The following is a 24,260-nucleotide window of genomic DNA, read 5'->3' as shown; positions in this document are numbered from 1 at the left end:
TCAGTCCAGTAAAGAGAGGGTGACAGGCGTCAGGTGATTGTCCTCGACGCGCACTTGCAGTTCGCCTTCGCCCAGTTTGGCCTTCAGGCGCTGGCCAGTGTGGGTCTGCGCGGCGTTGCGGATCGCATGGCCGCGCTCATCGAGCAGAATGCTGTAACCACGGCCGAGCGTTGCCAGCGGGCTGACCACGTGCAGCGTCTGCATCTGACTGTGCAATTGCAGGCGACGGTTTTTCAGGCCTTCGCGCATGGCCCGTGGCAGACGTTCGGCGAGGCTGTCGAGGCGCTGGCGCAACATCGCCAATTGCCGTCCCGGATGTTGCCCGGCGAGGCGGGTTTCCAGGCGAATCAGGCGCTCGCGACGTGTGTTGAGGCTGCGCTCGAACGCCCGACGCATGCGCATGTCCAGATCGTCCAGACGTTGCGCTTGCTGGCGCAGACGCTCGCCGGGATGACGCAAGCGACGCGCCATGCCTTCGAGGCGCAGACGATCACGCATCAAACGGTCGCGCATGCGCATCACCAAACGGCGATGCAGACTTTCGACCTGACGGATCAAATGGCTGGAATCGGGCGCGAGTAACTCGGCAGCCGCAGACGGCGTGGGGGCGCGGACGTCAGCGACAAAGTCACTGATCGACACATCGGTTTCATGGCCGACAGCACTGACAATCGGCGTCACACAGGCATCAACGGCGCGGGCCACGGCTTCTTCGTTGAAGCACCAGAGGTCTTCCAGCGAACCGCCGCCTCGGGCGAGGATCAACGCGTCGAAGCCACGGGCATCGGCCATTTTCAGCGCGCGGACGATTTGCGCGGTGGCTTCGCGGCCCTGCACGGCGGTCGGGATCAGCGTCAGTTGTACTTGCGGTGCACGGCGGCGGAACACGCTGATGATGTCGCGAATCACCGCGCCGGTCGGCGAGCTGATGATGCCGATGCGCTGCGGATGCGCGGGCAGCGGCACTTTGCGTTCGGCGCTGAACAGGCCTTCGGCGCTGAGCTTTTCTTTGAGTGCATCGAAAGCGAGACGCAGCGCGCCGTCACCGGCCGGCTCAACGGTGTCGAGAATCAACTGATAGTCGCCACGGCCCTCGAACAGCGAGACCTTGCCGCGTACCTTCACTGCCAGGCCGTCCTTCAACGCCTGACGCACTCGCGCGGCGTTCTGCCGGAACAGCGCGCAACGCACCTGCGCGCCGCTGTCCTTGAGGGTGAAATAGATGTGGCCGGACGCCGGGCGGGCGAGGTTGGAGATTTCGCCTTCAACCCAGATGTTGCTGAACACGTCTTCGAGCAACACCCGCGCACGGCCGTTGAGCTGGCTGACGGTCAGGACTTCACGGTCCAGGCCAAGTCTTGCAAAGGGATCTTTAATCATGGGGCGCAGTTTAAAGGCATTTGCCGTCGAATCACCACAAGTCCCCTGTAGGAGTGAGTCTGCTCGCGATAGCGGTGTGTCAGTCGCAGGATAGGTTGAATGTTCAACCGCGATCGCGAGCAGGCTCACTCCTACAAGGGGGTTGTGAAGGTTTCGATGAAGTGGTGGATCAAAGGTGTCGGATTCTGGCGATAGGCGAGGGCGACGGTGCTTTCGCAGTCCGGATCGCTCAGCGGCAGAAATCGTACGCCGCGTGGTGCAATGTCTTGCATTGATTCCGGCAGCAGGGCGATGCCGAAACCGGCCTGAATCAACTGTAACTGCGTGGTTTTGCGCGACATCACCCGCGCCGCTTTCGGGAAGAAACCCTGACGCATGCACAGGTCGGCACACAGATAACTCAAGCCGCCGCGTTGCGGATGCGGGATCGAGATAAACGCCTCGTCCTTCAATTGCACCAGTTGCACAGTGTTGGCATTTGCCAGGTAATGATTGTGCGGTACCGCCAGTAGCAACCGTTCAGTGAACAGCGGGACAATCTGAATGCCTTCGCGCTGGCGCAACACCGGCAACCGCAACAGGCCGATATCGAGGCGCCCTTCGGCCAGTTCCTCCAGTTGCGCCTCGGAAGACAACTTGCCGATGTCCAGCGACACGCCGCTCTGCTGATCAAGGTAGGTGCTGATCTGCTGAAGAAGCCATCCGCTGATCGTCACCGTACTCGAATGGCTCAGGCGCAAAGTGCCGCGTTGGCCATTGCCAACCGCAGTGGCCATGGCGCTGGCCTTGCTCAGTTCGTTCAGCAGATTCCGAGCGCGCGGCAAAAATGCTTCCCCCGCCGCAGTGAGCCGGGGCTGGCGTGCCGTGCGTTCGAACAGCGGTGTTTGCAGACGCGTTTCCATGTCCTTGATTTGCCGGCTCAGCGCTGATTGCGCGATATACAAACGTTCAGCCGCCGCACTGAAACTGCCGCAGTCGGCGATTTCGACGAAGTAACGCAATTGACGGGTTGAAAGCACGAGCCATGCCTTTTCGAGATGAGTAAGCGACCTGGAAGATATTAGTCGCAACGCTTGGTGCTGGCTAAAGTCATCTCAGACTTATTAAGGAAGTAGACCCATGAGTGTGGCGGCGTTGTTGAGCGAGTGGACATGGGGCGCCGGTGGTTGGGCGTTGATCGGCTTGGGTATCGCTCTGGCCTATATCGTGTTCGGTATCGCCGGATTTGGCACGGCGCTGGTCGCGGGGCCGATTCTGATTCTGTTCATGCCGTTGTCGAAGATTGTGCCGCTGCTGGTGCTGCTGGATTTCGTCGCGGCGTTCGGCAATCTGCTGCCGTCGCGGCGGGGTGTGGCCAAGCCCGAGTTGTTGCGGCTGCTGCCGTGCATGGCGGTCGGTTGCACGTTGGGCGTTATTTTCCTGCTTAACCTGAAATCCGATGTATTGCTGCTGTTGATGGGGCTGTTTATCAGCGCTTATGCGATTTACAGCCTGTGGGTAACAGCGCGGCCGACGCAAATGTCGGCGGGGTGGGCGGTGCCGATGGGCACGGTGGGTGGGCTGTTTGGTGCGCTGTTTGGCAGTGGCGGCTTTTTATATGCGATTTATCTCAACAGCCGATTGCCGAAAGAAGCGGCGCGGGCCACGCAAAGTGCGTTGATCAGTTGCAGCACGGTGGTGCGTTTGAGTCTGTTTGCCATCGCGGGTGTGTATGCCGAGCTACCCTTGTTGATGTTGGCGCTTTGTCTGTTGCCGGCCATGGCGTTGGGGTTGTGGATCGGGCGGCGGTTGACCATGCGTTTGTCGCGCGAGGCGTTTGTGCGATTGGTGACGTGGCTGGTGCTGGCGAGCGGGCTCGCGTTGATCGGGCGCTACCTCAGCACTTGACCGGATTTCGTCAGGGATTAAGCTGCCGGCCTTTAGGGCCTCTTCGCGAGCAAGCTCGCTCCCACAGTTGGAATGCATTCAAAGTGTGGGAGCGGGCCTGCTCGCGAAGGCGTCAGCAGCCACACCGCAGGACTTTCCATGAATTCGCAAAGCATCATCGTCCCGAAAATCTCCACCCTGCCGGTCCATGAACCCCGGGCCCGGGCGATCCTGCGCTGGCTGGTACGCAAGAACATCGTCAAGGAGGAGTTGAGCACCTGCGGCCGCACCGGCAATCGCATGGCGTACGCGATTGCCGATGGCGCCCGTGCCGTGGTGCTGCACCCGCAGGCGTTGCCATTCGGAGAGCCAATCAACGGCCTGGAGATCGTCACCAAGCGTTGCATCTACACTCCGGCGAAGGGCTTTCTCGAGGAGGCCGGTTGCGCCGAGTGCCGCCGCGAGGTCGGCGAAGCGCTGTTCGAGAGCCTCGAAGACTGGTTCCCCGGGCGCACCGATAACTTCACCTGCCCCGAATGCGGGCATGAAGATGACATCAACGGTTTTCTGTTTTTGCAGGAATGCGGGTTTTCCAACCTCGGTTTCATCTTCAATAACTGGCTTGAGGCCGGTTTCAAGCAAAGCTTTATCGACGAGTTCGCCGACTGGCTCGATCAACCTGTCTCTTGGGTCAAGGTGGAGCTGTAGATCCGGGGATTCCCGTACATCAGCAACATTGATATTAAGCTGAGTTTTACGTTGATCCGAAGGGGGTGTCTGACTATAATGGCGCGCTTCCATTTTCCCGCTCGGGAGCCCCCGCGATGCTGCGTATCAGCCAAGAAGCTCTGACATTCGACGACATTCTCCTAGTGCCTGGTTATTCCGAGGTGCTTCCTAACGAAGTCAGTCTCAAGACCCGCCTAACCCGTGGCATCGAGCTGAATATTCCTCTGGTTTCTGCTGCAATGGACACCGTTACTGAAGCCCGACTGGCAATTGCCATGGCTCAGGAAGGTGGCATCGGCATTATCCACAAGAACATGACCATCGAGCAGCAAGCTGCCGAAGTTCGCAAGGTCAAGCGTTACGAAGCCGGTGTAGTCAAGGACCCAATCACCATCGAGGCTGATGCCACGGTGCGTGAACTGTTCGAATTGACCCGTCTGCACAACATTTCCGGCGTTCCGGTCCTGCACGATGGCGACCTGGTCGGCATCGTCACTTCCCGTGACGTGCGTTTCGAAAACCGTCTGGAAGCCACTGTCCGTGAAGTGATGACGCCTAAAGAGCGCCTGGTCACGGTCAAGGAAGGCGCCGACAAGAACGACGTTCGCGAGTTGTTGCACAAAAACCGCATCGAACGCGTACTGATCGTCGACGACAAATTCGCCCTCAAAGGCATGATGACCGTCAACGACATCGAAAAAGCCAAAGCCTACCCGCTGGCCAGCAAGGACGACCAAGGTCGTCTGCGCGTTGGCGCTGCTGTCGGTACCGGTAAAGACACCGGTGACCGCGTTGCCGCTCTGGTCAATGCCGGTGTGGACGTAGTGGTAGTTGATACCGCTCACGGTCACTCCAAAGGCGTGATCGACCGCGTTCGCTGGGTCAAAGAGAACTTCCCTGAAGTGCAGGTGATCGGCGGCAACATCGCCACCGGCGCCGCTGCCAAGGCTCTGGCCGAAGCAGGCGCTGACGCAGTCAAGGTCGGTATCGGCCCTGGCTCGATCTGCACCACCCGTATCGTCGCCGGTGTCGGCGTCCCGCAAATCAGTGCCATCGCCAACGTCGCCGCTGCCCTTGAAGGCACCGGCGTACCGTTGATCGCCGACGGCGGCATCCGTTTCTCCGGTGACCTGTCCAAGGCCATCGTAGCCGGTGCTTCCTGCGTGATGATGGGCTCGATGTTCGCCGGTACTGAAGAAGCGCCGGGCGAAATCGAACTGTTCCAGGGCCGTTCGTACAAGGCTTATCGCGGCATGGGTTCGCTGGGCGCCATGTCCCAGGCTCAAGGTTCCTCCGACCGTTATTTCCAGGACTCCTCGGCAGGCGCCGAGAAGCTTGTTCCGGAAGGCATCGAAGGCCGTGTGCCGTATAAAGGCACCCTGAGCGCGATCATTCACCAGTTGATGGGCGGTCTGCGTTCCTCGATGGGCTACACCGGTAGCGCCAACATCGAAGAAATGCGCACCAAGCCTGAGTTCGTGCGGATCACCGGTGCTGGCATGGCCGAATCCCACGTGCACGACGTGCAGATCACCAAAGAAGCGCCAAACTACCGCGTAGGTTGAGCCTTCAAGCAATAAAGTAAGCAACCGGGGCTGTTTGATTCAGCCCCGAGTTGTTTCTGAATCACGACTGTTTCTGAACGACTTAGACGAGACTGAATCATGGCCCTCGATATTCACGCTCACCGCATCCTGATCCTCGACTTCGGTTCGCAATATACCCAACTGATCGCCCGCCGCGTGCGCGAGATCGGTGTGTACTGCGAACTGCACCCGTTCGATATGGACGAAGATGCGATCCGCGAATTCGCTCCTAAAGGCGTCATCCTCGCCGGCGGCCCCGAGTCCGTACACGTCGCCGACAGCCCGCGCTGCCCACAGGCAGTGTTCGATCTGGGCGTACCGGTCTTCGGTATCTGCTACGGCATGCAAACCATGGCCGAGCAACTGGGCGGCAAGGTTGAAGGTTCCGAACTGCGTGAGTTCGGTTACGCCCGCGTTGATGTAGTCGGCAAGAGCCGCCTGCTCGACGGCATCGAAGACCACATCGACGCCGACGGCCTGTTCGGCCTCGACGTATGGATGAGCCACGGTGACAAGGTCACCAGGATGCCGGAAGACTTCCACATCCTCGCCAGCACCCCAAGCTGCCCGATCGCCGGTATGTTCAACGACGACCGTGGCTACTACGGCGTGCAGTTCCACCCGGAAGTGACCCACACCAAGCAGGGCGGTCGCATCCTGTCGCGTTTCGTTCTCGACATCTGCGGCTGTGAAGCATTGTGGACGCCGTCGAAGATCGCTGAAGACGCCATCGCCAACATCCGAGCACAAGTCGGCACCGACAACGTGCTGCTGGGCCTGTCCGGCGGCGTTGACTCCTCGGTGGTTGCCGCGCTGCTGCACAAAGCCATCGGCGACCAACTGACCTGCGTCTTCGTCGACAACGGCCTGCTGCGTCTGCACGAAGGCGAGCAAGTGATGGCCATGTTCGCCGAGAACATGGGCGTCAAGGTGATCCGCGCCAATGCTGAAGACCAGTTCCTCGACAACCTGGCCGGCGAAGCCGATCCAGAGAAGAAGCGCAAGATCATCGGTCGCACCTTCATCGACGTATTCGATGCCCAGTCGAACAAACTGGAAAACATCAAATACCTCGCTCAGGGCACTATCTACCCGGACGTGATCGAGTCGGCTGGCGCGAAAAGCGGCAAGGCCCACGTGATCAAGTCGCACCACAACGTGGGCGGCCTGCCGGAAGAAATGAACCTGAAACTGGTCGAGCCACTGCGCGAACTGTTCAAGGACGAAGTCCGTCGTCTGGGTCTGGAACTCGGCCTGCCGTACGACATGGTCTACCGTCACCCGTTCCCGGGCCCGGGCCTGGGCGTGCGCATCCTCGGTGAAGTGAAGAAGGAATACGCCGATCTGCTGCGTCGTGCCGACCATATCTTCATCGAAGAACTGCGCAAAGCCGACTGGTACCACAAAGTCAGCCAGGCCTTCGTCGTGTTCCAGCCAGTCAAATCGGTTGGCGTTGTAGGCGATGGCCGTCGTTACGCTTGGGTTGTAGCCCTGCGTGCCGTAGAAACCATCGACTTCATGACCGCACGTTGGGCGCACCTGCCTTACGAACTGCTGGAAACCGTATCCGGCCGCATCATCAATGAAATCGAAGGCATCTCCCGCGTCACTTACGACGTGTCGAGCAAGCCGCCAGCGACCATTGAGTGGGAGTGATCTCGCACAAGCCTTGATGGCTTGAGCGCTGTCACCGAAAGCCGTGTGAAATTCGATTTCACACGGCTTTTTTGTGTCTGCGTTACAGCGGTTTCGACCAGCCAGCGAGGCTCATGCCCATCTCATCCAGTGCCTGTAGCAACGTCTTGATGCTGTCATAGCGTTTACCGCTGACCGAAGGCCAGCTCGGGCGTTCGATGTAGAAGCGTCTCCCGTCATTTTCAATAATGGTGCGCACCAGTTCTTTGCTGCGACTGCGATGCACGATAAATGTCATGTTGGGTTGTTGTTTCAAGGAGTACATACCGTAACGCGGCAGCAGCGTTTCGAATTCCGCCATGGTTTGTGCGATCCACGGTGTTTCCATTTGCAGCCGCAGGTCGCCTCGCACCAGTGCGGAGCGGTCAAACGCGGTACCGCCCAGCGGGAGGATTTTCCCCGGGTCGACTTCGATGCCACGTGATACTCCTTCGGCGACATCCTCGACACGAATGCCGATAGCTTCTTCCAGCTCACTGACGCCGGCAACGCCGTCGAAGGTGTTCGAGTGGGAGTTGCCCATCAGAGCGACCCACTTGTGTGCGCCCCGCGCTGCCTGATCGGCACGAATGACCGATCTGGCGAAGTAGTTCATCATTTTCTGCCGTGCAGTCTCGTCGACCGTGAGCGCCTGGGCAGTCATGATCTCCATGCCGTAGAGCCGGTAGCTCGCCATGCAATCAATGGCCTGTATATGGATGCCTTGTTTTCTGGCTTCCCTGACCAGTTCAAGAAACGTGTAACGCTCCAATGGATCAGTCATGTTGCCGACATCAAGCGCTTTCAGGTAAGTCTCGAGATCCTTGGGCATGACGCCGGTACGGAAGAACTCGTCCAGGGCCGCCTGGTGAAAGTCGGTCAGCAGGTGTTCCATGTACAGGGTCTTCACTTGTTTGCTGGCGAGTAACTCCATGTTTTCGATCAGCCATTGTTTACTGCCGATAGCGGTATGACTTTCACCGATGACCAGCCCTCGGGCATGTTGCAGAATCCTGTCGATGATCTCCTCGGCAGTCGCGTCTGTCGCCAGTACCGGCACGGGAGGGCGCCCAGGCAATTGCAGTGTGGCAAAGAACTCCAAGGCGTCGTGGTAGAGACGTTTTCTGATGACCTTGAAATCGCGGTAGGCATCGAACGCGTTGAGGCTGTCGTAGACATCCCGTAGTGCCTCATCGTCGAGCCCCGCCGCGCCTTGCGCAAGATGCGATTTGAGGGGGGCAGGCACGTCGTATTCGGATGCCGGCAGGGTGGTTATCGGTGCTGGGACAGGTTGGCGTTGACCGCGGGATCCTGCCAGCGCAGATGGCTTGCCGCCCCCCTTGAGACCGCCGCGTGGCATGGTTTCCCACTCGCCCTCAGCGTTCAGGCGTATGGCGATGGAACCAGTAAAACTGTCGGGTTTCGCGGGGTCGATGATGGCCCAGTGGCCGCCACCGTTGAGGTCGGTTTCGTAACGCACGTAGTAGGCGCAGTCGTCGATCATGATGGCTGTGGAGGGCGTGGAGTCGAGCAGGTAAATCCCCTGAAGCTTGCCGGGCTCACTGCCAGGCGTCAGTCCTTCCAGTAATTCATTGGCTTGCCAGTGTTGCGGTATCGGCGGTCGCGGGATGTCTTCGAGTAATGATGTGGCAGTCGGCGTTTGAACACCGATCGGTGGCGAACCCACTGGCTTCAAGGTTTTTTCGGGCAGTGCCCGTTTCAGCTCGTCGCTGTTCTCTACGGTCAAGTCGGCCATTTCCCGAGCTTCGGCGGCATCGACCTCAGGGCCGGTCTCCAGCAATGCCCCCGGCCCTTTGAGCACCATGAGATTGAACAGCATGTCGATGCCGTTGAGCACTGCACCGAGGATCCCGGCCTTGCGTTGCGCGGTGGTTTTTCCGTTGACCGCCTGATCGATGTTCAAACCCATGCCGGCAATGCTAGCGCCGATCACTGGAAGCGCTATCGGCCAGCCGACCACTGCCATCGGGCCAAATACTTTGACACCTGCGCTGAGATAACCGATCCACAGTTGCTTGCGCAGATCGCCATTGGAGGTCAGGGAAAGCGTGGCTTCCGCGAACATGGCATCACGGGTCGAATCGCTCAACCAGGTAAAGGCGTCACCCTTGATCGCGCGGCTCTGCCCATTGATCATTGAGTGGTCGTAGACGCCCCAGGTTTTCACCAGGCGGTTCATCAGATCGCTGAGGTTATCGCTGACCTGCTGGCGGTCAGCGAGGGAGAAATGTGTCATCAATGTCTGCCGGGTAGCGCTGTTGTTCATCCGCAGCAGCACCCAGTAGTGCATGTCTGTAGCGCTTTCCAGTACCTGGAAAGGCTCGGTATCGCTTGGCAGATAAACGACCTGTCGTCCCTTCGTCGTGATGAATCGAAACGCACTGATGGCGCAGTAACCGGCGATATCGAACGTGGTGACCTCAGCGCTGCAAGGGTGAGCGGCCTGCAGCATTTGCAGGCTGACAGGCCAGGTGATCGGGCCGATGACGGCTTGCGTGACGAACTGGAAGTCTTCGTCGCTCAATTGCCGTTTGTCTCGTGCCTGCAGGGCTTTGACGAGGAAGTTGCATTTGGCCAATGTGCGGAAATGGCTGTTCGAGGTGCTCCAGAATGCTGTCAATTTTTCGCTGTACAACGCGCTGAAGTCGACGCTCCAGAATTCCTTTAGCACCGCGCTTCCGTGCAGGCGCACTTCATTGGATTCATTGAAGGTGCCGGCACCCGGGCCTGCGGTATAAAAACCACCGTACACGTCAAGTAGATCGGCATTGTCCTGATCGGCGACACGAAATCGGTGGATCACCAGTTCGGTCAGGGTCATGGTCGAGGTGGGCGTCGCGTGCACATGCTCCCAGCCAGTAAAGGCTTTGGCGCTGCTTTGCGAAGCATCGAAGCGATGAAAGTAGACCTGATCCGGATCCAGTCCGTTGATCTCATGTTTTTTTAGTAAGTCGCTGGCGACCTGATGCGCCTCATCCTGCAGGCTGGGGCAGTTCTGGATGACGGTGGCGGCAATGGCCCCAAGCGCGGCCTTGTCGGCAGCATTGGGCAGGGAGGGTGGTGCGTTCATGCTCTCTATCCTTGAGAAACGGGTGTCGCAGGATGACCTGTTCACTCAAGGACTGTGCACTACATAGTTATGTTATGGGTACGATCAAAATGCTGTATGGCGCGGGCGCGACTGCGTCCATCCGCCGCGCCGCCCTTACTGTTTCGCAATTGCAGGTGTATCGTATTTGCCTTTTGCGGGCCTGGCGCCCGTGGCTGATACGTGAGGTGGTTGAGTTCATGTCTTTTACCCGTCGACAAATACTCGGTGGTCTGGCCGGTCTTGTAGTGGTTGGCGTGGGGGCCGGTGGCGCGTCGCGTTACTGGCTGGGCAAAATGGCTGATGCTGAAGCGGGCCACGATTACGAACTGATCGCCGCGCCGCTGGATGTTGAACTGGTGCCGGGGCATAAAACCGCAGCCTGGGCGTTCGGCCCCTCGGCGCCAGGAACCGAGCTGCGTGTGCGTCAGGGTGAATGGCTGCGCGTACGTTTCATCAACCATTTGCCGGTGGCGACCACCATTCACTGGCATGGCATTCGCCTGCCGCTGGAAATGGACGGTGTGCCGTACGTTTCGCAGCTACCGGTGCTACCAGGCGAGTACTTCGATTACAAATTCCGCGTGCCGGATGCTGGCAGCTATTGGTATCACCCGCACGTCAGCAGCAGCGAAGAGCTCGGTCGCGGGCTGGTCGGGCCGCTGATCATCGAAGAGCGCGAGCCGACCGGTTTCGTTTATGAAAAGACCTTGAGCCTGAAGAACTGGCACATCGATGACGTAGGCAATTTCGTCGAGTTCAGCATTCCGCGTGAAGCGGCGCGGGGCGGAACGGCGGGGCGCCTTTCGACAATTAATGGTGTGCCATCGCCGGTGATCGAATTGCCGGCCGGGCAGATCACGCGAGTGCGTTTGCTCAACCTCGACAACACCCTGACTTACCGCATCAATATTCCCGGGGTCGAAGCACGGATTTATGCGCTGGACGGCAACCCGGTCGAGCCGCGACCGCTGGGCAAGGAATACTGGCTGGGCCCCGGCATGCGCATTTGCCTGGCGATCAAAGCGCCAGCGGCTGGCGAAGAATTATCGCTGCGCAACGGCCCGGTGCGTCTGGGCACGCTGCGTTCGGTGGCCAATACCGACGCGCCGACTGACTGGCCGAAGGCGCTGCCGGCCAACCCGGTGGCTGAGCCGGACCTGGCCAATGCCGAGAAACTCAACTTCAATTTCGAATGGGTCGGTTCGGTATCGGTGAACGTCGATAACGGCCGGCCGCCGAGTCTGTGGCAGATCAACGGCAAGGCCTGGGACATCACCGACAAGACGTGTGCGGATCGGCCGATTGCCAGCCTGAAGCTGGGTCAGAGCTATATTTTCGAATTGAAGAACATGACCCAGTACCAGCACCCGATCCACTTGCACGGGATGAGCTTCAAAGTGATTGCGTCGAATCGGCACAAGATCATTCCGTACTTCACCGACACGTACCTGTTGGGCAAGAACGAGCGCGCGCAAGTGGCGCTGGTGGCCGATAACCCGGGGGTATGGATGTTCCACTGCCATGTGATCGACCACATGGAAACCGGCCTGATGGCCGCCATCGAGGTGAAGTGATGCGCCAGATTCGCCCAGCGGCGATCATCGACCGCAGCCGTGACCGCGATTTCATGCGTGAAGCGTTGGCGCTTGCCGCACAAGGCGCAGCCCTCGGCGAAGTTCCGGTGGGCGCGGTGCTGGTGCAGGATGGCGAGATCATCGGTCGCGGCTTCAATTGCCCGATCAGCGCCAGCGACCCGAGTGCCCACGCGGAAATGGTCGCTATTCGTGCTGCCGCACAGGCCGTGGATAACTATCGTCTGCCAGGCAGCACGCTGTATGTGACGCTGGAACCGTGCAGCATGTGCGCTGGTTTGATCGTGCATTCGCGGGTGGCGCGGGTGGTGTACGGCGCGCTGGAGCCGAAGGCGGGGATTGTGCAGAGCCAGGGGCAGTTTTTTACCCAGGGCTTTTTGAATCACCGAGTGTTGTATGAAGGCGGGGTGTTGGCGGAGGAGTGTGGTGCGGTGCTGACTGAATTCTTCCGCGCCCGCCGAGCAAAAAGCCCCTCACCCTAACCCTCTCCCAGAGGGAGAGGGGACTGACCGAGTTGAATGGGTGATCTCCGCCGACCTGAGTTATCGAGTCGAACTCGAGTTTTGAAAAGCCCAAATATCGGCTCCCTCTCCCAGAGGGAGAGGGGACTGACCGAGTTGAATGGGCGATCCCCGCCGACCTGAGTTATCGGGTCGAACTCAAGTTTTGAAAAGTCCAAAGATCGGCTCCCTCTCCCAGAGGGAGAGGGAACTGACCGGATTGGATGGGCGATCCCCGCCGACCTGAGTTATCGAGTCGAACTCAAGTTTCGAAAAGCCCAAAGATCGGCTCCCTCTCCCAGAGGGAGAGGGGACTGACCGAGTTGAATGGGCGATCCCCGCCGACCTGAGTTATCGAGTCGAACTCAAGTTTCGAAAAGCCCAAAGATCGGCTCCCTCTCGCAGAGGGAGAGGGGACTGACCGAGTTGAATGGGCGATCCCCGCCGACCTGAGTTATCGAGTCGAACTCAAGTTTTGAAAAGCCCAAAGATCGGCTCCCTCTCCTTGGGGAGAGGGCTGGGGTGAGGGGTGAATTCACCGCGGTGTTTGAGAGGTTGGGTTACTTCTTCGCGACGATCACCGCACGCATTGGCGCCGGCAGGCCTTCGATGGTTTTGCTGTGGTCTTCGGGATCAAGGAAGTCGCTCAACGACTGATACTTCATCCACTCCGTACCGCGCTGTTCTTCAACTGTTGTCGTGCTCACATCCACGCAACGAATGTCGGTGAAACCGGCACGACGCAGCCACAATTCCAGCGCCGGCACCGACGGCAGAAACCACACGTTACGCATCTGCGCATAACGGTCTTCCGGCATCAGCACCTGATGCTTGTCGCCTTCCACCACCAGTGTTTCCAGCACCAGTTCGCCGCCCTTGACCAGGCAATCCTTCAGCGCCAGCAAATGCTCGATCGGCGAGCGGCGGTGGTAGAACACGCCCATGGAAAACACCGTGTCGAAACCTTCCAGATTCGCCGGCAGGTCTTCGAACGGGAACGGCAAATGCCAGGCATTTGGTTCGGACAGGTAACGCTGCACGGCCTGGAACTGGCAGAAGAACAGCCAGTTCGGGTCAACACCAATCACACTGTCTGCACCCGCACCGAGCATGCGCCACATGTAATAGCCGTTGCCGCAACCGACGTCGAGGATGCGTTTGCCCTTCAGGTCGAGATGTGGAGCTACGCGCGACCATTTCCAGTCCGAACGCCATTCGGTATCGACGTGCACACCAAACAGATCGAACGGCCCTTTGCGCCACGGCGACAGGCCCATCAGCGCAGTGCGCATCTGCGCGCGGGTTTCGTCGTCGCAATCGGTGTCGAGTTTCAGGCCGTTGAGCAGATCGACTTCGCTCGGCTGAATCTTCGGCAAGGCATCGAGCGCACTCTGCCAGCGCTCCAGATCGCCATGGCCCTTGTCCATTTTCTTGTCGAGTTGACGCTGCAGGGTGTTGGCCCATTCGGCCAGCGGCGTGCCGGCCAGACGGCGGGCGAGGGGGGACAGATCAATCATGGCAAGGCAATCAACGAGGCAAAGTTAAGACACTGGAACCACGGCACGACTTTCGAGAACCCGGCGGCCAGCAGGCGTTCGCGGTGTTCTTCGAGGCTGTCGGGCTTCATGACGTTTTCGATGGCGCTGCGCTTCTGGGCAATTTCCAGTTCGCTGTAGCCGTTGGCGCGTTTGAAGGCGACGTGCAAATCGGTGAGCAATGCGTGTTCTTCGGCATCGTTGAAACGCAGCTTCTCCGAGAGAATCAGCGCGCCACCGGGCAACAACGATTGGCGGATGCGCGAGAGCAACGCGGTGCGCTGCTCGGGGGCGATGAATTGCAGGGTGAAGTTCAGCGCGACCACCGAGGCGGGCTGGAAGTCGAGGGCAAGGATGTCGCCCTCGATCACTTCGACCGGCAGCAACTCCTGGAACATCGAATCCTGACCGTTGAGGTACTCGCGGCAGCGTTCGACCATGGCGGCCGAGTTATCCACAGCGATAACGCGGCAACCGTCGGTGCGCACGTGGCGACGCAGGGCCTGGGTCACGGCGCCCAAGGATGAGCCGAGATCGTAGAGCACGCTGTTCGGCTGAGCGAACTGCGCGGCGAGCACGCCGAGGTTTTCGACGATGGTCGGATAACCCGGCACCGAGCGCTTGATCATGTCCGGGAACACCCGCACGACGTCTTCGTTGAAGGCGAAGTCGGGTACCTGGGCCAGAGGCTTGGCGAAAATGCGATCGGGTTCTTTGCTCACGGCGGTTCCGGCGGTGTAAATGGAAAGGCCGGCATTTTAGCCAAAAGGGCGCGGGGATGCGCGGGTTGTCTGATAAAGCGTTTTTTTGCCGGTGATCGTTCCCACGCTCTGCGTGGGAATGCCGCCCCGGACGCTCCGCGTCCCTGCGCAAATGACGCAGAGCGTCACAGGATGCATTCCCACGCGGAGCGTTGGAACGATCAGATCCGTTTAGTCTGGGAGAAAGCGGAGGCGGCGATGCCCCATTGGCCCAGCCAGTAGCTGAGGATGATGACGTACGGCGCGGCGTGGAATGGCGATACAAAGCGATCGATGCCGATCACGCTGTCCGAGAACACAAACGCCAGCGCACCGCCCGCCGCCAGCAACGCCGAACGTCTCGGCACATCGGTGCCGAGACGAGCAAGCGCGCGCCAGAGCATCGCGCTGATTGCCGTGCCATAGACAATCACTGGCACCAGCAACGGCCCCAGACCACTGGAAATCAGCAGTCCGAGCAACACCGCACCCACCGCGAGTGCCAAGACCAGCGGCAACACCGCCAGACGCTTGCAGTCACTCAGATAAGCCTTCAGATAAGCCAGGTGCGCAACCAGAAACGCGCCCAGCCCGAACACAAACAAATCCCCCGGCCACGCCAACAACACATCACCCAGCAACGAAAAAATCAGGCCGAGGCTGATCCAGCGCCGATAGTCGCTGGGCGGCGCATCATGCAACCAGCCGAGCAACGCCAGTACCGGCAACGGTTTGACCAACAGACAAAGCAGCGCCGCATGCGTACTGACGCCGTAAAGAAAGGTCACCGCGCCCATCAGCGCCAGAATCAGCCAGCCCACAATCAGTTCACCGAAATGGCGCAGTCAAAGGTTTCCACCGGCAGCACTTCCGGCGCCCATGGCTGTTGCGAGGTCAGGCGCAGACGCCCGGTACCGGGGGCAAACGCCTGAAAGCGCCAGGTCGACAGACCCGCTGCACCGACCACGCCGGCATCTTCCGGATTGCTGTAGACCTCGGGGCTGAGCGCGCGCAGCACACCGCCAGCCGAGTCCTGAATGGCCCAGCGATAACCGGTGGTTGGATTGCTTGGCAGCATGACGATGAGGTTTTGCCCGTTGGTGAGCCGTACGGGGCATTCGCTTTGTTTTTCCACGGTCACGTTGTGTTTCGGTTGCGTGGCGCAGGCGGCCAGCAGCGAGAGGGCGAGGGGGAGAAACAGGCGAGTGGGGGACATAGGGTCAGCGGCTCCGGGCGTTCACGACGAACGGCGAGCATAACTGAAGATGAGACAAAGTGTGACAGTCTGGGGGTGAAGGTGACCGGGTTGACGCCATCGCGAGCAGGCTCACTCCTACAGTGGGTTGTGGCGTTCACAAATCAACTGTTCACCATAGAACCCTGTAGGAGTGAGCCTGCTCGCGATAGCAGTAGTCATGTCACCGCAGAACTGTCAGAACAGGATCTTCGCCACATCCGCAAACTTCTTGGCGAAATGCACAGTAATCCCTTCCTTCAGATAATCCGGCAATTCCTCAAAATTACCCCGGTTCGGCTCCGGCAAAATCAACTCGAAGATCTTCTGCCGCCGCGCCGCAATCACCTTCTCACGCACCCCGCCAATCGGCAGCACATGCCCGGTCAGCGTCAGTTCGCCGGTCATTGCCACGCCTTTTTTCGGTGGCTGGTTGCGCGCGAGGGAGAGCAGGGCGCTGGCCATGGTCACACCGGCGCTCGGGCCGTCCTTCGGTGTCGCGCCTTCCGGCACATGCAAGTGGACGAAGGCTTCGTCGAAGAACTTCGCATCGCCGCCGAACTGTTTCAAGTGCGAGCTGACGTAGCTGTAGGCGATCTCCGCCGACTCCTTCATCACATCACCCAGTTGCCCGGTGAGTTTGAAACCCCGGTTGAGCGTATGAATGCGCGTCGCTTCGATCGGCAACGTCGCGCCACCCATGCTGGTCCACGCCAGACCGGTAATCACACCGGTGCCGGACAGCACTTGTTCGTTGCGGAACACTGGATGACCCAGTGACGCTTCGAGGTCTTTCGGCCCGAGTTTGATCACCGCTTTCGGCTCGTCGATCAGCTTCATCACCGCTTTGCGCACCAGTTTGCCCATCTGTTTTTCCAGCTGACGCACGCCGGCTTCACGGGCGTAACCGTCGATCAGGGCTTTGAGCGCGCTGTCGCTGATGCTCAGGCTGCCCTTGGACACGCCGGCCTTTTCCAGCAGTTTCGGCCACAGGTGACGCTTGGCGATGGCGACTTTTTCTTCAGTGATGTAGCCCGACAGGCGAATCACTTCCATGCGGTCCAGCAGTGGGCCTGGGATCGAATCGAGGGTGTTGGCGGTGCAGACGAACAGGACTTTCGACAAGTCCATTCGCAGGTCGAGGTAATGGTCGAGGAATTCGACGTTCTGTTCCGGGTCGAGGGTTTCCAGCAGCGCCGAGGCCGGGTCGCCTTGGTAGCTCTGGCCCATCTTGTCGATCTCGTCGAGCATGATCACCGGGTTCATCACTTCGACGTCTTTCAACGCCTGCACCAGTTTGCCCGGTTGCGCGCCGATGTAGGTGCGGCGATGGCCCTTGATCTCGGCTTCGTCGCGCATGCCGCCGAGGCTGAAGCGGTAGAACGGTCGGCCGAGGGATTCGGCGATGGATTTGCCGACGCTGGTTTTACCCACGCCCGGCGGGCCGACCAGCAGCACGATGGAACCGCTGATCTCACCTTTATAAGCACCGACGGCGAGGAATTCGAGGATGCGATCCTTGATGTCGTCGAGACCGGCGTGGTGTTTGTCGAGCACTTTGCGCGCGTGCTTGAGGTCGAGTTTGTCCTCGCCATACACGCCCCACGGCACCGAGGTCGCCCAGTCGAGGTAGTTGCGGGTGACCGCGTACTCCGGCGAGCCGGTTTCGAGGATCGACAGTTTGTTCATTTCCTCTTCAAGGCGTTTTTGTACCTGCGCCGGCAGGACTTTGCCTTCGAGGCGTTGTTCGAACTGTTCGAGGTCGGCGCTGCGGTCGTCTTTGGTCAGGCCGAGTTCCTGCTGGATGACCTTGAGTTGTTCCTTGAGGAAGAACTCGCGCTGATGCTCGCCGATCTTGCGGTTAACTTCCGCCGAGATCTCTTTTTGCAGGCGCGCGACTTCGACTTCCTTGCGCAGCATCGGCAGGACTTTTTCCATGCGCTTGAGCATCGGCACGCAGTCGAGCACTTCTTGCAGCTCAGGGCCGGTGGCGGATGTGAGGGCGGCGGCGAAGTCGGTCAGCGGCGACGGGTCGTTGGGGCTGAAGCGGTTGAGGTAGTTTTTCAGTTCTTCGCTGTACAGCGGGTTGAGCGGCAGCAGTTCTTTGATCGCGTTGATCAGCGCCATGCCGTAGGCCTTGACCTCGTCGGTCGGCTCGGTCGGCTGGTGCGGGTATTCGACTTCGACCAGGTACGGTGGGCGGTGGTGTTTGAGCCAGGTTTTGATGCGTACGCGGCTCAGGCCCTGGGCGACGAATTGCAGTTTGCCGTTCTCGCGGCTGGCGTGGTGGACTTTGACCAGCGTGCCGTATTCGGGCAGGGCGCCGGTGTTGAAGTGGCGCGGGTCTTCCTGGGGCGTGTCCATGAAGAACAGGGCCAGGGAGTGGTGGTCGGATTTGCTGACGAGGTCGAGGGTTTCGGCCCAGGGTTCTTCGTTGACGATGACCGGCAGGACTTGGGCCGGGAAGAACGGGCGGTTGTGGATCGGGATGATGTAGACCTTGTCCGGCAGGTTCTGGCCTGGCAGGGCGAGGCCTTTGCCGGAGGAGGTGTGTTCGATGTGTTCGGCTTCGGTGTAGTCGTCGGGGTTTTCCGGGAATTCTTGCTGGTCGCTCATGGGGCACCTGCGCAATGGGGTATGGGTCTTAGATGGGGCAGGCTTTCGGTGGTTTCAATGGCGGGGGATGTTTCTGCTTGTGTGTTCAGGGTTTTGACAGGGGTCACGCTTTGGGCTTGGCGGCCTTTGGGCCGACCATGTTCTTGGGGGTTGTGTGTATATCCGTTTTTTTGGTGATGGCGGATTAAGGTTTCGCCCTTACGGCGAGTCACCTTTTCCAAACGCCGAAAAGGTAACCGAAAAGGCTTGCTCCTACGTGCGGCCCGCTCGCTGAGGCTCGGGGTTCCTTCGCTGCGGGATCGATCCGGGCGCAGCGCCTACGGTTTGCTTCGCTGCACCTCCTCTCGCTGTGTTTGGCTGCGCCAAACGGTCGCTGCGCTCCCACGCCCGGATCAATCCCTCCACTCAGCCTTCCGACGTCGCTCGTGGATCAAGATCAAGATCAAGATCAAGATCAAGAGCAGGCGAGCTGACACTCGGCCTATTGAGTGGTGAAGAGCGGGTGTTTGGCTTTGGTTTTTTGGTGGGTTCGCCCCTCACCCCAGCCCTCTCCCGAGGGAGAGGGGGCCGGTTTTTGGGCTTTTCAGAATGTGAGTTCGGCTCGGTATTGCACGTCGGCGTGTCTATCCCAAACACCTCGGTCAGTCCCCTCTCCCTCCGGGAGAGGGTTAGGGTGAGGGGCTTTTCAGTTGTGAGTGGGGGGGGATATTTCGTGGTTATCCAGTGCGCGGTTCACCGCGAGTTCGGCGAGCATGATGATTTGCTGGATCGCCAGGATGGTGCGTCGCTGCGGCAGTTCGATGTACGCGGCGATGTCGCTGGTCATGAGGCTGGCTTGGGCCAGGGATTCACAGGCGTGGACCAGCAGGCTTTCGTTGTCTTGGTCGGGGGCGACCTGGAACATGGTGCTGGGTTTGTGGAAGCGCAGGGTTAGGGCGTTGGGTTTGAGGTAGTGGTCGAGGGCGCGTTCGGCTGCGTCATGGACTCTTTTTGAGTCGGGGAATTCGTAGGGGGTGGTGTCGTCCGCTGCGGGCGGATTGGGTGTTGGTTTGATCATGGTGAAGCTCCGAATGATAAGTGGGGCTGTCACTCTCAATCGCCGCGACGCGACAAAGGGTGGCAGCTGTACGCAGGTTCGCGGACCGAGCCATTCGGCAATCTCGGCATACCCGAAGGTATCCCGCGCACAGCCACCATCAAACCAAACAACAAGCACCTGAGCGCTCCCGTTTGGGTCGGCGATTATGCATCAAATCGAATGAACTGCTCGGGCCGCGACGCCCGTTCGCTGAATTTGTAGCGACCCCCAGAGCCTATCCAGCCGATTTCCGAGGCACAACCGACGCGACTTGTCGGAAAACTCCGCGCCACTTTCAACGTCTGTAGGACGAGTACCTTTCCCACAGATAAACACTTTTCAACCTGTGGATGCAGAAATGGCGTGCACAAAAAAGGCGATGTCCCTTGCGGGGCATCGCCTTTGTTTTACCGCCGTTGAAACTTATTCCGGCAGTTTGTAGGCAATGATGTAGTCGCCCATTTTAGTGCCCAGCGAGCCGTGACCGCCGACAACGAGCAGAACGTATTGCTTGCCGTCCTTGCCGGTGTAGGTCATCGGGGTCGCTTGACCACCCGCCGGCAGACGCGATTTCCACAGCTCTTTGCCGCTGTTGACGTCGTACGCGCGCAGGTACTGGTCGAGGGTGCCGCTGAGGAAGCCGACGCCGCCAGCCGTGACCATCGAGCCGCCCATGCTAGGCACGCCCAGGGTGAAGCCGATCGGGATGGGCGAGCTGTCGCGGCTGGTGCCGTTTTTGCGTTTCCACACGACTTTGCCGGTGGTCAGGTCGATACCGGCAACGTAGCCCCAGGACGGGGCCTGGCACGGTACGCCGAGTGGCGACATGAACGGGTGCATGATCACGGCGTATGGCGCGCCAGTGTTCGGTTGCACGCCAGCGGTTTCGCTTTCGCGTTTGCTGTCGGCGGCGACTTGCTCGCGTGGCACCATTTTCGAAACGAAGGCCATGTAGTTCGGGCTGGTGAACAGCATTTGGCGAACCGGATCGACCGAGACGCCGCCCCAGTTGAACACGCCCACGTTACCCGGGTAGATCAGGCTGCCCTGTTCCGACGGCGGGGTGTACTGGCCTTCATAACGCAGTTCTTTGAACTGGATGCGGCACAGCATCTGGTCGAACGGGCTCGCGCCCCACATGGCTTTTTCGGTCAGTTCCGGGGCCAGCAGGTTGAGGTCCGAACGGGCCTGGGTCGGTGCGGTGTGGTCGCCTTTCACGGCGCCTTGCGGAACCGGGATTTCCTTGATCGGAATGATCGGCGTGCCGTCACGACGGTCGAGGACGTACAGGCTGCCCTGTTTGGTCGGGGCGATCAGCGCCGGTTTCACGCCGTCGGCGGTTTTCATGTCGAGCAGGGTTGGCTGGCTGCCAACGTCCATGTCCCACAGGTCGTGGTGGGTGAACTGGTAGTTCCAGCGCACTTTACCGGTGGCCAGGTCCAGAGCAACGATACCGGCGCTGAATTTCTCGGCGCCCGGGGTGCGGTCTGCGCCCCACTGGTCTGGAGTCTGGTTGCCCAGTGGCAGGTAAACCATGCCGAGTTTTTCGTCGACACTGGCCAGCGACCACATGTTCGCCGAGTTGCGGCTGTAGGTTTCGCCCGGCGCCAGAGGCTCGGTGGCGTCTGGTTTGTCGCTGTCCCAGTTCCACACGAGGTGACCGTCGCGCACGTCGAAGGCGCGGATCACGCCCGATGGCTCGTTGGTCGATTCGTTGTCGGTGACGTGACCGCCCATGATCACCAGATCACGAGTAATCGCGGCCGGCGAGGTGGAGTAGTAGCCACCAGCGGTGAACGGGCCGATGCCTTGGGTCAGGTCAACCACGCCGTTTTTGCCGAAGCCTTCGCAGATTTTGCCGGTGTCGGCGTTCAGCGCGATCAGACGGGCATCAGCGGTTGGCAGGTACAGACGACGCGGGCAGGCCTGAGCAACGGCTTTGCCGGCTTCGGAAATCACCGCGGAGGCTGCGTTTTCAGTTTTGGCGTACGCGGCTTCGTCGTAGTACGACACGCCACGGCAGGTCATGTGGGCGAAGCCTTTGAAGCCGACCGGGCTCTTGATCTGCGGGTCGAAGCGCCACAGTTCTTTACCGGTGTCCGGATCCAGGGCCAACACTTTGCTGTGCGCGGTGCAGGCGTAGACCATGCCGTTGGCTTTCAGCGGGGTGTTTTCGTTGGTCAGCTCGACCGGGTCATCCGCCGTTGGCAGGTCGCCGGTCTGGATGCGCCAGGCTTCTTGCAGCTTGCCGACGTTGGCCGGGGTGATCTGTTTCAGCGGCGAATAACGGTCACCGAATTCGGTGCGGCCGTAGGCCTGCCAGTCGCCATCGGGCATCGCTGGTGCGGTGCTGCTGGTGTCGGCGGTGTCGCGGCCCAGTTCGCCGAAGGTTTCGCCCGGGTGGGTGAACAGGCTGATCAGCGCGGTGAGGCCGGCCAGAACCACGGCCACGGTCAGACCGCGAGTGCCCATCGGCGCAGGGCCGTCAAGCAGCAGCGGACGACGGAACCACGGCAGCAACATCACGAAGCCGAGGACGAACCACAGGGCCAGACGTGGCACCAGTTGCCACCAGTCCAGACCGACTTCCCACAGTGCCCAGACGGTGCTGGCGAACAGAACGATGGCGTACAGGCCCAGTGCCGCGCGACGGCGCATCAGCAACAGGATGCCGCTCAGCGCAATGCCGATACCGGCCAGCAGGTAATACAACGAGCCGCCGAGCATGCTCAGCTTGACCCCTCCGGCCAACATGGCCAGGCCCATCAGTAGAAGCAGAATGCCGAGCAGGCTCGGTAGCAAACGGCCCCGACTCGAAGCACTTTCGGTGCTCATAGTGTGATTCTCCGTGACGTTTATGTAGTCCCGCGCTGTAGTCACTTTAGATGACGATTTGGCACAGGCATGGTTCAGATAAAAACTTGTCTAGCTAACGAAATTCATTTGTAGGAGTGAGCCTGCTCGCGATAGCGGTGTGTCAGTCTCTGGAGATGTCGCCTGAAACACCGCCATCGCGAGCAGGCTCACTCCTACATTTGATCCGTGGTGTGCTTTAGAACGAGGACTGGATCTTGATCCCGCCGATCAGGGCGTCGTCGACGTCGTTCACGCCACCGGGGTGGCGGATGTATTGCAGGTTCGGGCGTACGGTCAGCCAGTTGGTCACGTGCACGCCGTAATACAGCTCGGCGCTGTATTCGGTGTCTTGCGGTGGCAGGAACGACGGGTCGTCGTAGTCATACACGGCGTTGGCGCGGTTACTGGCTTCGGCGTTTTTGCGGTAGGCCGGGTTGACGTGCACGCGGGCGAGGGCGAAGCCGATGTCGTCCTTGGCGCGCGCATCGAACGGGCCTTTGTAGGTGATGCCGGCCTGCACGTAGTTGTCGATCGCGTTGGTTTTCTTGTCGTGCATCGTGCCATTGGCAAACACGCTCAAGCCGCGACTGTTGTCGCTGGCGACGCTGGTGATTTGCTGCTGAATGCCCAGCCACACCCCGTGTTTGCTCGACGCGCTGCGGTAGGCTTCGCCGCTCAGCGCTGCCGGTTGGCCATTCTGATCTTTGTAAGCATCGGTGGCCTTGGCATTGCTGTAGTAATAACCGGCGCGATATTCACCCGGCAGGCCGTTGAGCTTCGGTGTCCACACCAGTTCGATCGGCAGGATCGCGCCCTGAGTGCCGCTGCCGCTGAGCTTGAAGCCGTTGCCGCGATCGAGGTTCGACGGGTTCTGCTCGTAGGCGCCGACCTGTGCGTACAACTCGGGGGTCAGGTGATATTTGACGCGCAGCGCCCATTGGCTGACCGGCCAGTTGTACCAGATGCCGCCGACCCAGTTGCCGACCTGCGAGCCGCAGAACGCGAGGTTCTGGAAGTCGCACGGGAAGCTGTTGAAATCTTCGCCTTCGCCGAAACGGCCGACCTTGATGTCGAGTTTCTGATCGAAGAACTTCTGCTGGTACCACATCTGCGTCAGGCGTGTGGTCTGGCCACGGCCCCAGACTTCCTGGGCCGAGGTGAAACCACCGACACGCGGATCGTTGATGCGGTCGTTGCTGATGTTGTTGCCGCTGCGCTTGGTGATGGTCAGTTGAAACTCGGCGTCGTCCCAGCCGAGGATCTTTTGCAGGTCCAGGTGCGTGCCCAGACCGAACTGATCGCTGTAACGCGCGGTGCGGTCATGGTCATAGCCACCGTGCAGGTTGCTGCCCATTTCGCCGGTGTAATCGAGTTTGAAGTCGTAGCCTTTTTCCGAGAGTTCGGTGCGCGTGCCGTTCCAGTCACCGAGCATGTACGGTGATTCACTGTCGAACGCGGGCGCCGCTTGTGCGCAGGTGGCGAGACCTAGCGCAGTGCAGCTGCCAAGGGTGCGCAGGGCTGAGATAGCGCTGTCTCGGGAGAAGGAAAAATCGGGCATGGATAAGTCTTTTTTTGGTGTTTTCGGGGGTGCAATTCGTGCGCTTCAATATGTCGCAGGCAGTGAAGCGATTCAGCGGAAGGGCGGCAGGATAATGATCTGTAACAAAAAGACAAAGGCCTTTTATAAACATGCATCCTTTCGGATTTGGTAACAGTGCGAAAAGATCGCAGCCTTCGGCAGCTCCTACATTGAAATGCGTAC

General features: G+C 59.9%; 17 protein-coding genes. 6 read left to right on the top strand and 11 right to left on the bottom strand.

Annotated elements, in window-relative coordinates; translation table 11 throughout:
- Window positions 1-1,380: an exodeoxyribonuclease VII large subunit gene (gene xseA, locus AK821_RS23350; protein WP_008082520.1), complete on the bottom strand. Its 1,380-nt coding sequence runs from the start codon at window positions 1,378-1,380 to the stop codon at window positions 1-3.
- A 131-nt stretch (window positions 1,381-1,511) separates the two neighbouring features.
- The gene (locus AK821_RS23345; protein WP_064392048.1) at window positions 1,512-2,399 is read right to left on the bottom strand and encodes a LysR family transcriptional regulator; all 888 of its coding nucleotides are present in this window, start codon (window positions 2,397-2,399) and stop codon (window positions 1,512-1,514) included.
- Between the two features lie 100 nt (window positions 2,400-2,499).
- Between AK821_RS23345 and AK821_RS23340 the strand changes: the two genes are divergently transcribed.
- The 4 genes from AK821_RS23340 (at window position 2,500) to guaA (ending at window position 7,217) form a co-directional block, all read left to right on the top strand.
- Window positions 2,500-3,267, top strand: a complete 768-nt coding sequence (locus tag AK821_RS23340) for a sulfite exporter TauE/SafE family protein (RefSeq protein WP_064392046.1) — start codon at window positions 2,500-2,502, stop codon at window positions 3,265-3,267.
- Window positions 3,268-3,405: 138 nt separating this feature from the next.
- Window positions 3,406-3,954 (top strand): sugar ABC transporter ATPase, encoded by a 549-nt coding sequence (locus tag AK821_RS23335; RefSeq protein ID WP_064392044.1) that lies wholly within the window; start codon window positions 3,406-3,408, stop codon window positions 3,952-3,954.
- Window positions 3,955-4,070: 116 nt separating this feature from the next.
- Window positions 4,071-5,540, top strand: coding sequence for an IMP dehydrogenase (gene guaB, locus AK821_RS23330; protein WP_064392042.1), 1,470 nt, complete (start codon window positions 4,071-4,073; stop codon window positions 5,538-5,540).
- A 99-nt stretch (window positions 5,541-5,639) separates the two neighbouring features.
- Window positions 5,640-7,217: a glutamine-hydrolyzing GMP synthase gene (gene guaA, locus AK821_RS23325; protein ID WP_034156271.1), complete on the top strand. Its 1,578-nt coding sequence runs from the start codon at window positions 5,640-5,642 to the stop codon at window positions 7,215-7,217.
- A gap of 82 nt (window positions 7,218-7,299) precedes the next feature.
- Here the strand turns inward: guaA and AK821_RS23320 are convergent, their stop codons facing one another.
- Complete coding sequence (locus AK821_RS23320; protein WP_082355485.1) at window positions 7,300-10,326, bottom strand: membrane-targeted effector domain-containing toxin; 3,027 nt, start codon at window positions 10,324-10,326, stop codon at window positions 7,300-7,302.
- Window positions 10,327-10,544: 218 nt separating this feature from the next.
- On the opposite strand from AK821_RS23320, the gene AK821_RS23315 reads away from it, so the two are divergent.
- Together AK821_RS23315 and tadA are read left to right on the top strand one after the other, a co-directional pair.
- The gene (locus AK821_RS23315; RefSeq protein ID WP_064392154.1) at window positions 10,545-11,921 is read left to right on the top strand and encodes a multicopper oxidase family protein; all 1,377 of its coding nucleotides are present in this window, start codon (window positions 10,545-10,547) and stop codon (window positions 11,919-11,921) included.
- The gene (gene tadA / locus AK821_RS23310) at window positions 11,921-12,421 is read left to right on the top strand and encodes a tRNA adenosine(34) deaminase TadA (protein ID WP_053123497.1); all 501 of its coding nucleotides are present in this window, start codon (window positions 11,921-11,923) and stop codon (window positions 12,419-12,421) included. Before AK821_RS23315 ends, tadA begins: the two co-directional genes overlap by 1 nt.
- Window positions 12,422-12,999: 578 nt before the next feature.
- On the opposite strand, the gene cmoB is transcribed toward tadA, so the two are convergent.
- The 8 genes from cmoB to AK821_RS23270 form a co-directional block, all read right to left on the bottom strand.
- Entirely contained in the window at window positions 13,000-13,956 is a 957-nt protein-coding gene (cmoB, locus tag AK821_RS23305) for a tRNA 5-methoxyuridine(34)/uridine 5-oxyacetic acid(34) synthase CmoB (RefSeq protein WP_064392040.1), read from the bottom strand.
- Window positions 13,953-14,696 (bottom strand): carboxy-S-adenosyl-L-methionine synthase CmoA, encoded by a 744-nt coding sequence (gene cmoA / locus AK821_RS23300; RefSeq protein ID WP_064392038.1) that lies wholly within the window; start codon window positions 14,694-14,696, stop codon window positions 13,953-13,955. Before cmoA ends, cmoB begins: the two co-directional genes overlap by 4 nt.
- A gap of 200 nt (window positions 14,697-14,896) precedes the next feature.
- Window positions 14,897-15,535, bottom strand: coding sequence for a lysoplasmalogenase (locus AK821_RS23295; protein WP_177330976.1), 639 nt, complete (start codon window positions 15,533-15,535; stop codon window positions 14,897-14,899).
- 2 nt (window positions 15,536-15,537) lie between these two features.
- Window positions 15,538-15,930: a protease inhibitor I42 family protein gene (locus AK821_RS23290; protein ID WP_064392034.1), complete on the bottom strand. Its 393-nt coding sequence runs from the start codon at window positions 15,928-15,930 to the stop codon at window positions 15,538-15,540.
- A gap of 216 nt (window positions 15,931-16,146) precedes the next feature.
- Window positions 16,147-18,564 (bottom strand): endopeptidase La, encoded by a 2,418-nt coding sequence (gene lon, locus AK821_RS23285; RefSeq protein ID WP_064392032.1) that lies wholly within the window; start codon window positions 18,562-18,564, stop codon window positions 16,147-16,149.
- Window positions 18,565-19,249: 685 nt separating this feature from the next.
- Complete coding sequence (locus AK821_RS23280) at window positions 19,250-19,621, bottom strand: DUF6124 family protein (RefSeq protein WP_064392030.1); 372 nt, start codon at window positions 19,619-19,621, stop codon at window positions 19,250-19,252.
- A 444-nt stretch (window positions 19,622-20,065) separates the two neighbouring features.
- Window positions 20,066-22,477: a glucose/quinate/shikimate family membrane-bound PQQ-dependent dehydrogenase gene (locus tag AK821_RS23275; protein WP_064392028.1), complete on the bottom strand. Its 2,412-nt coding sequence runs from the start codon at window positions 22,475-22,477 to the stop codon at window positions 20,066-20,068.
- Window positions 22,478-22,694: 217 nt separating this feature from the next.
- Complete coding sequence (locus AK821_RS23270) at window positions 22,695-24,056, bottom strand: carbohydrate porin (protein WP_064392027.1); 1,362 nt, start codon at window positions 24,054-24,056, stop codon at window positions 22,695-22,697.
- Window positions 24,057-24,260: the final 204 nt, after the last annotated feature.

The organism is Pseudomonas sp. RIT-PI-r, from assembly GCF_001297015.1.
Taxonomy (GTDB): Bacteria; Pseudomonadota; Gammaproteobacteria; order Pseudomonadales; family Pseudomonadaceae; genus Aquipseudomonas.
Note: the sequence above shows the minus strand (reverse complement) of the source record. Positions and strands in the feature narration are given on the sequence as shown.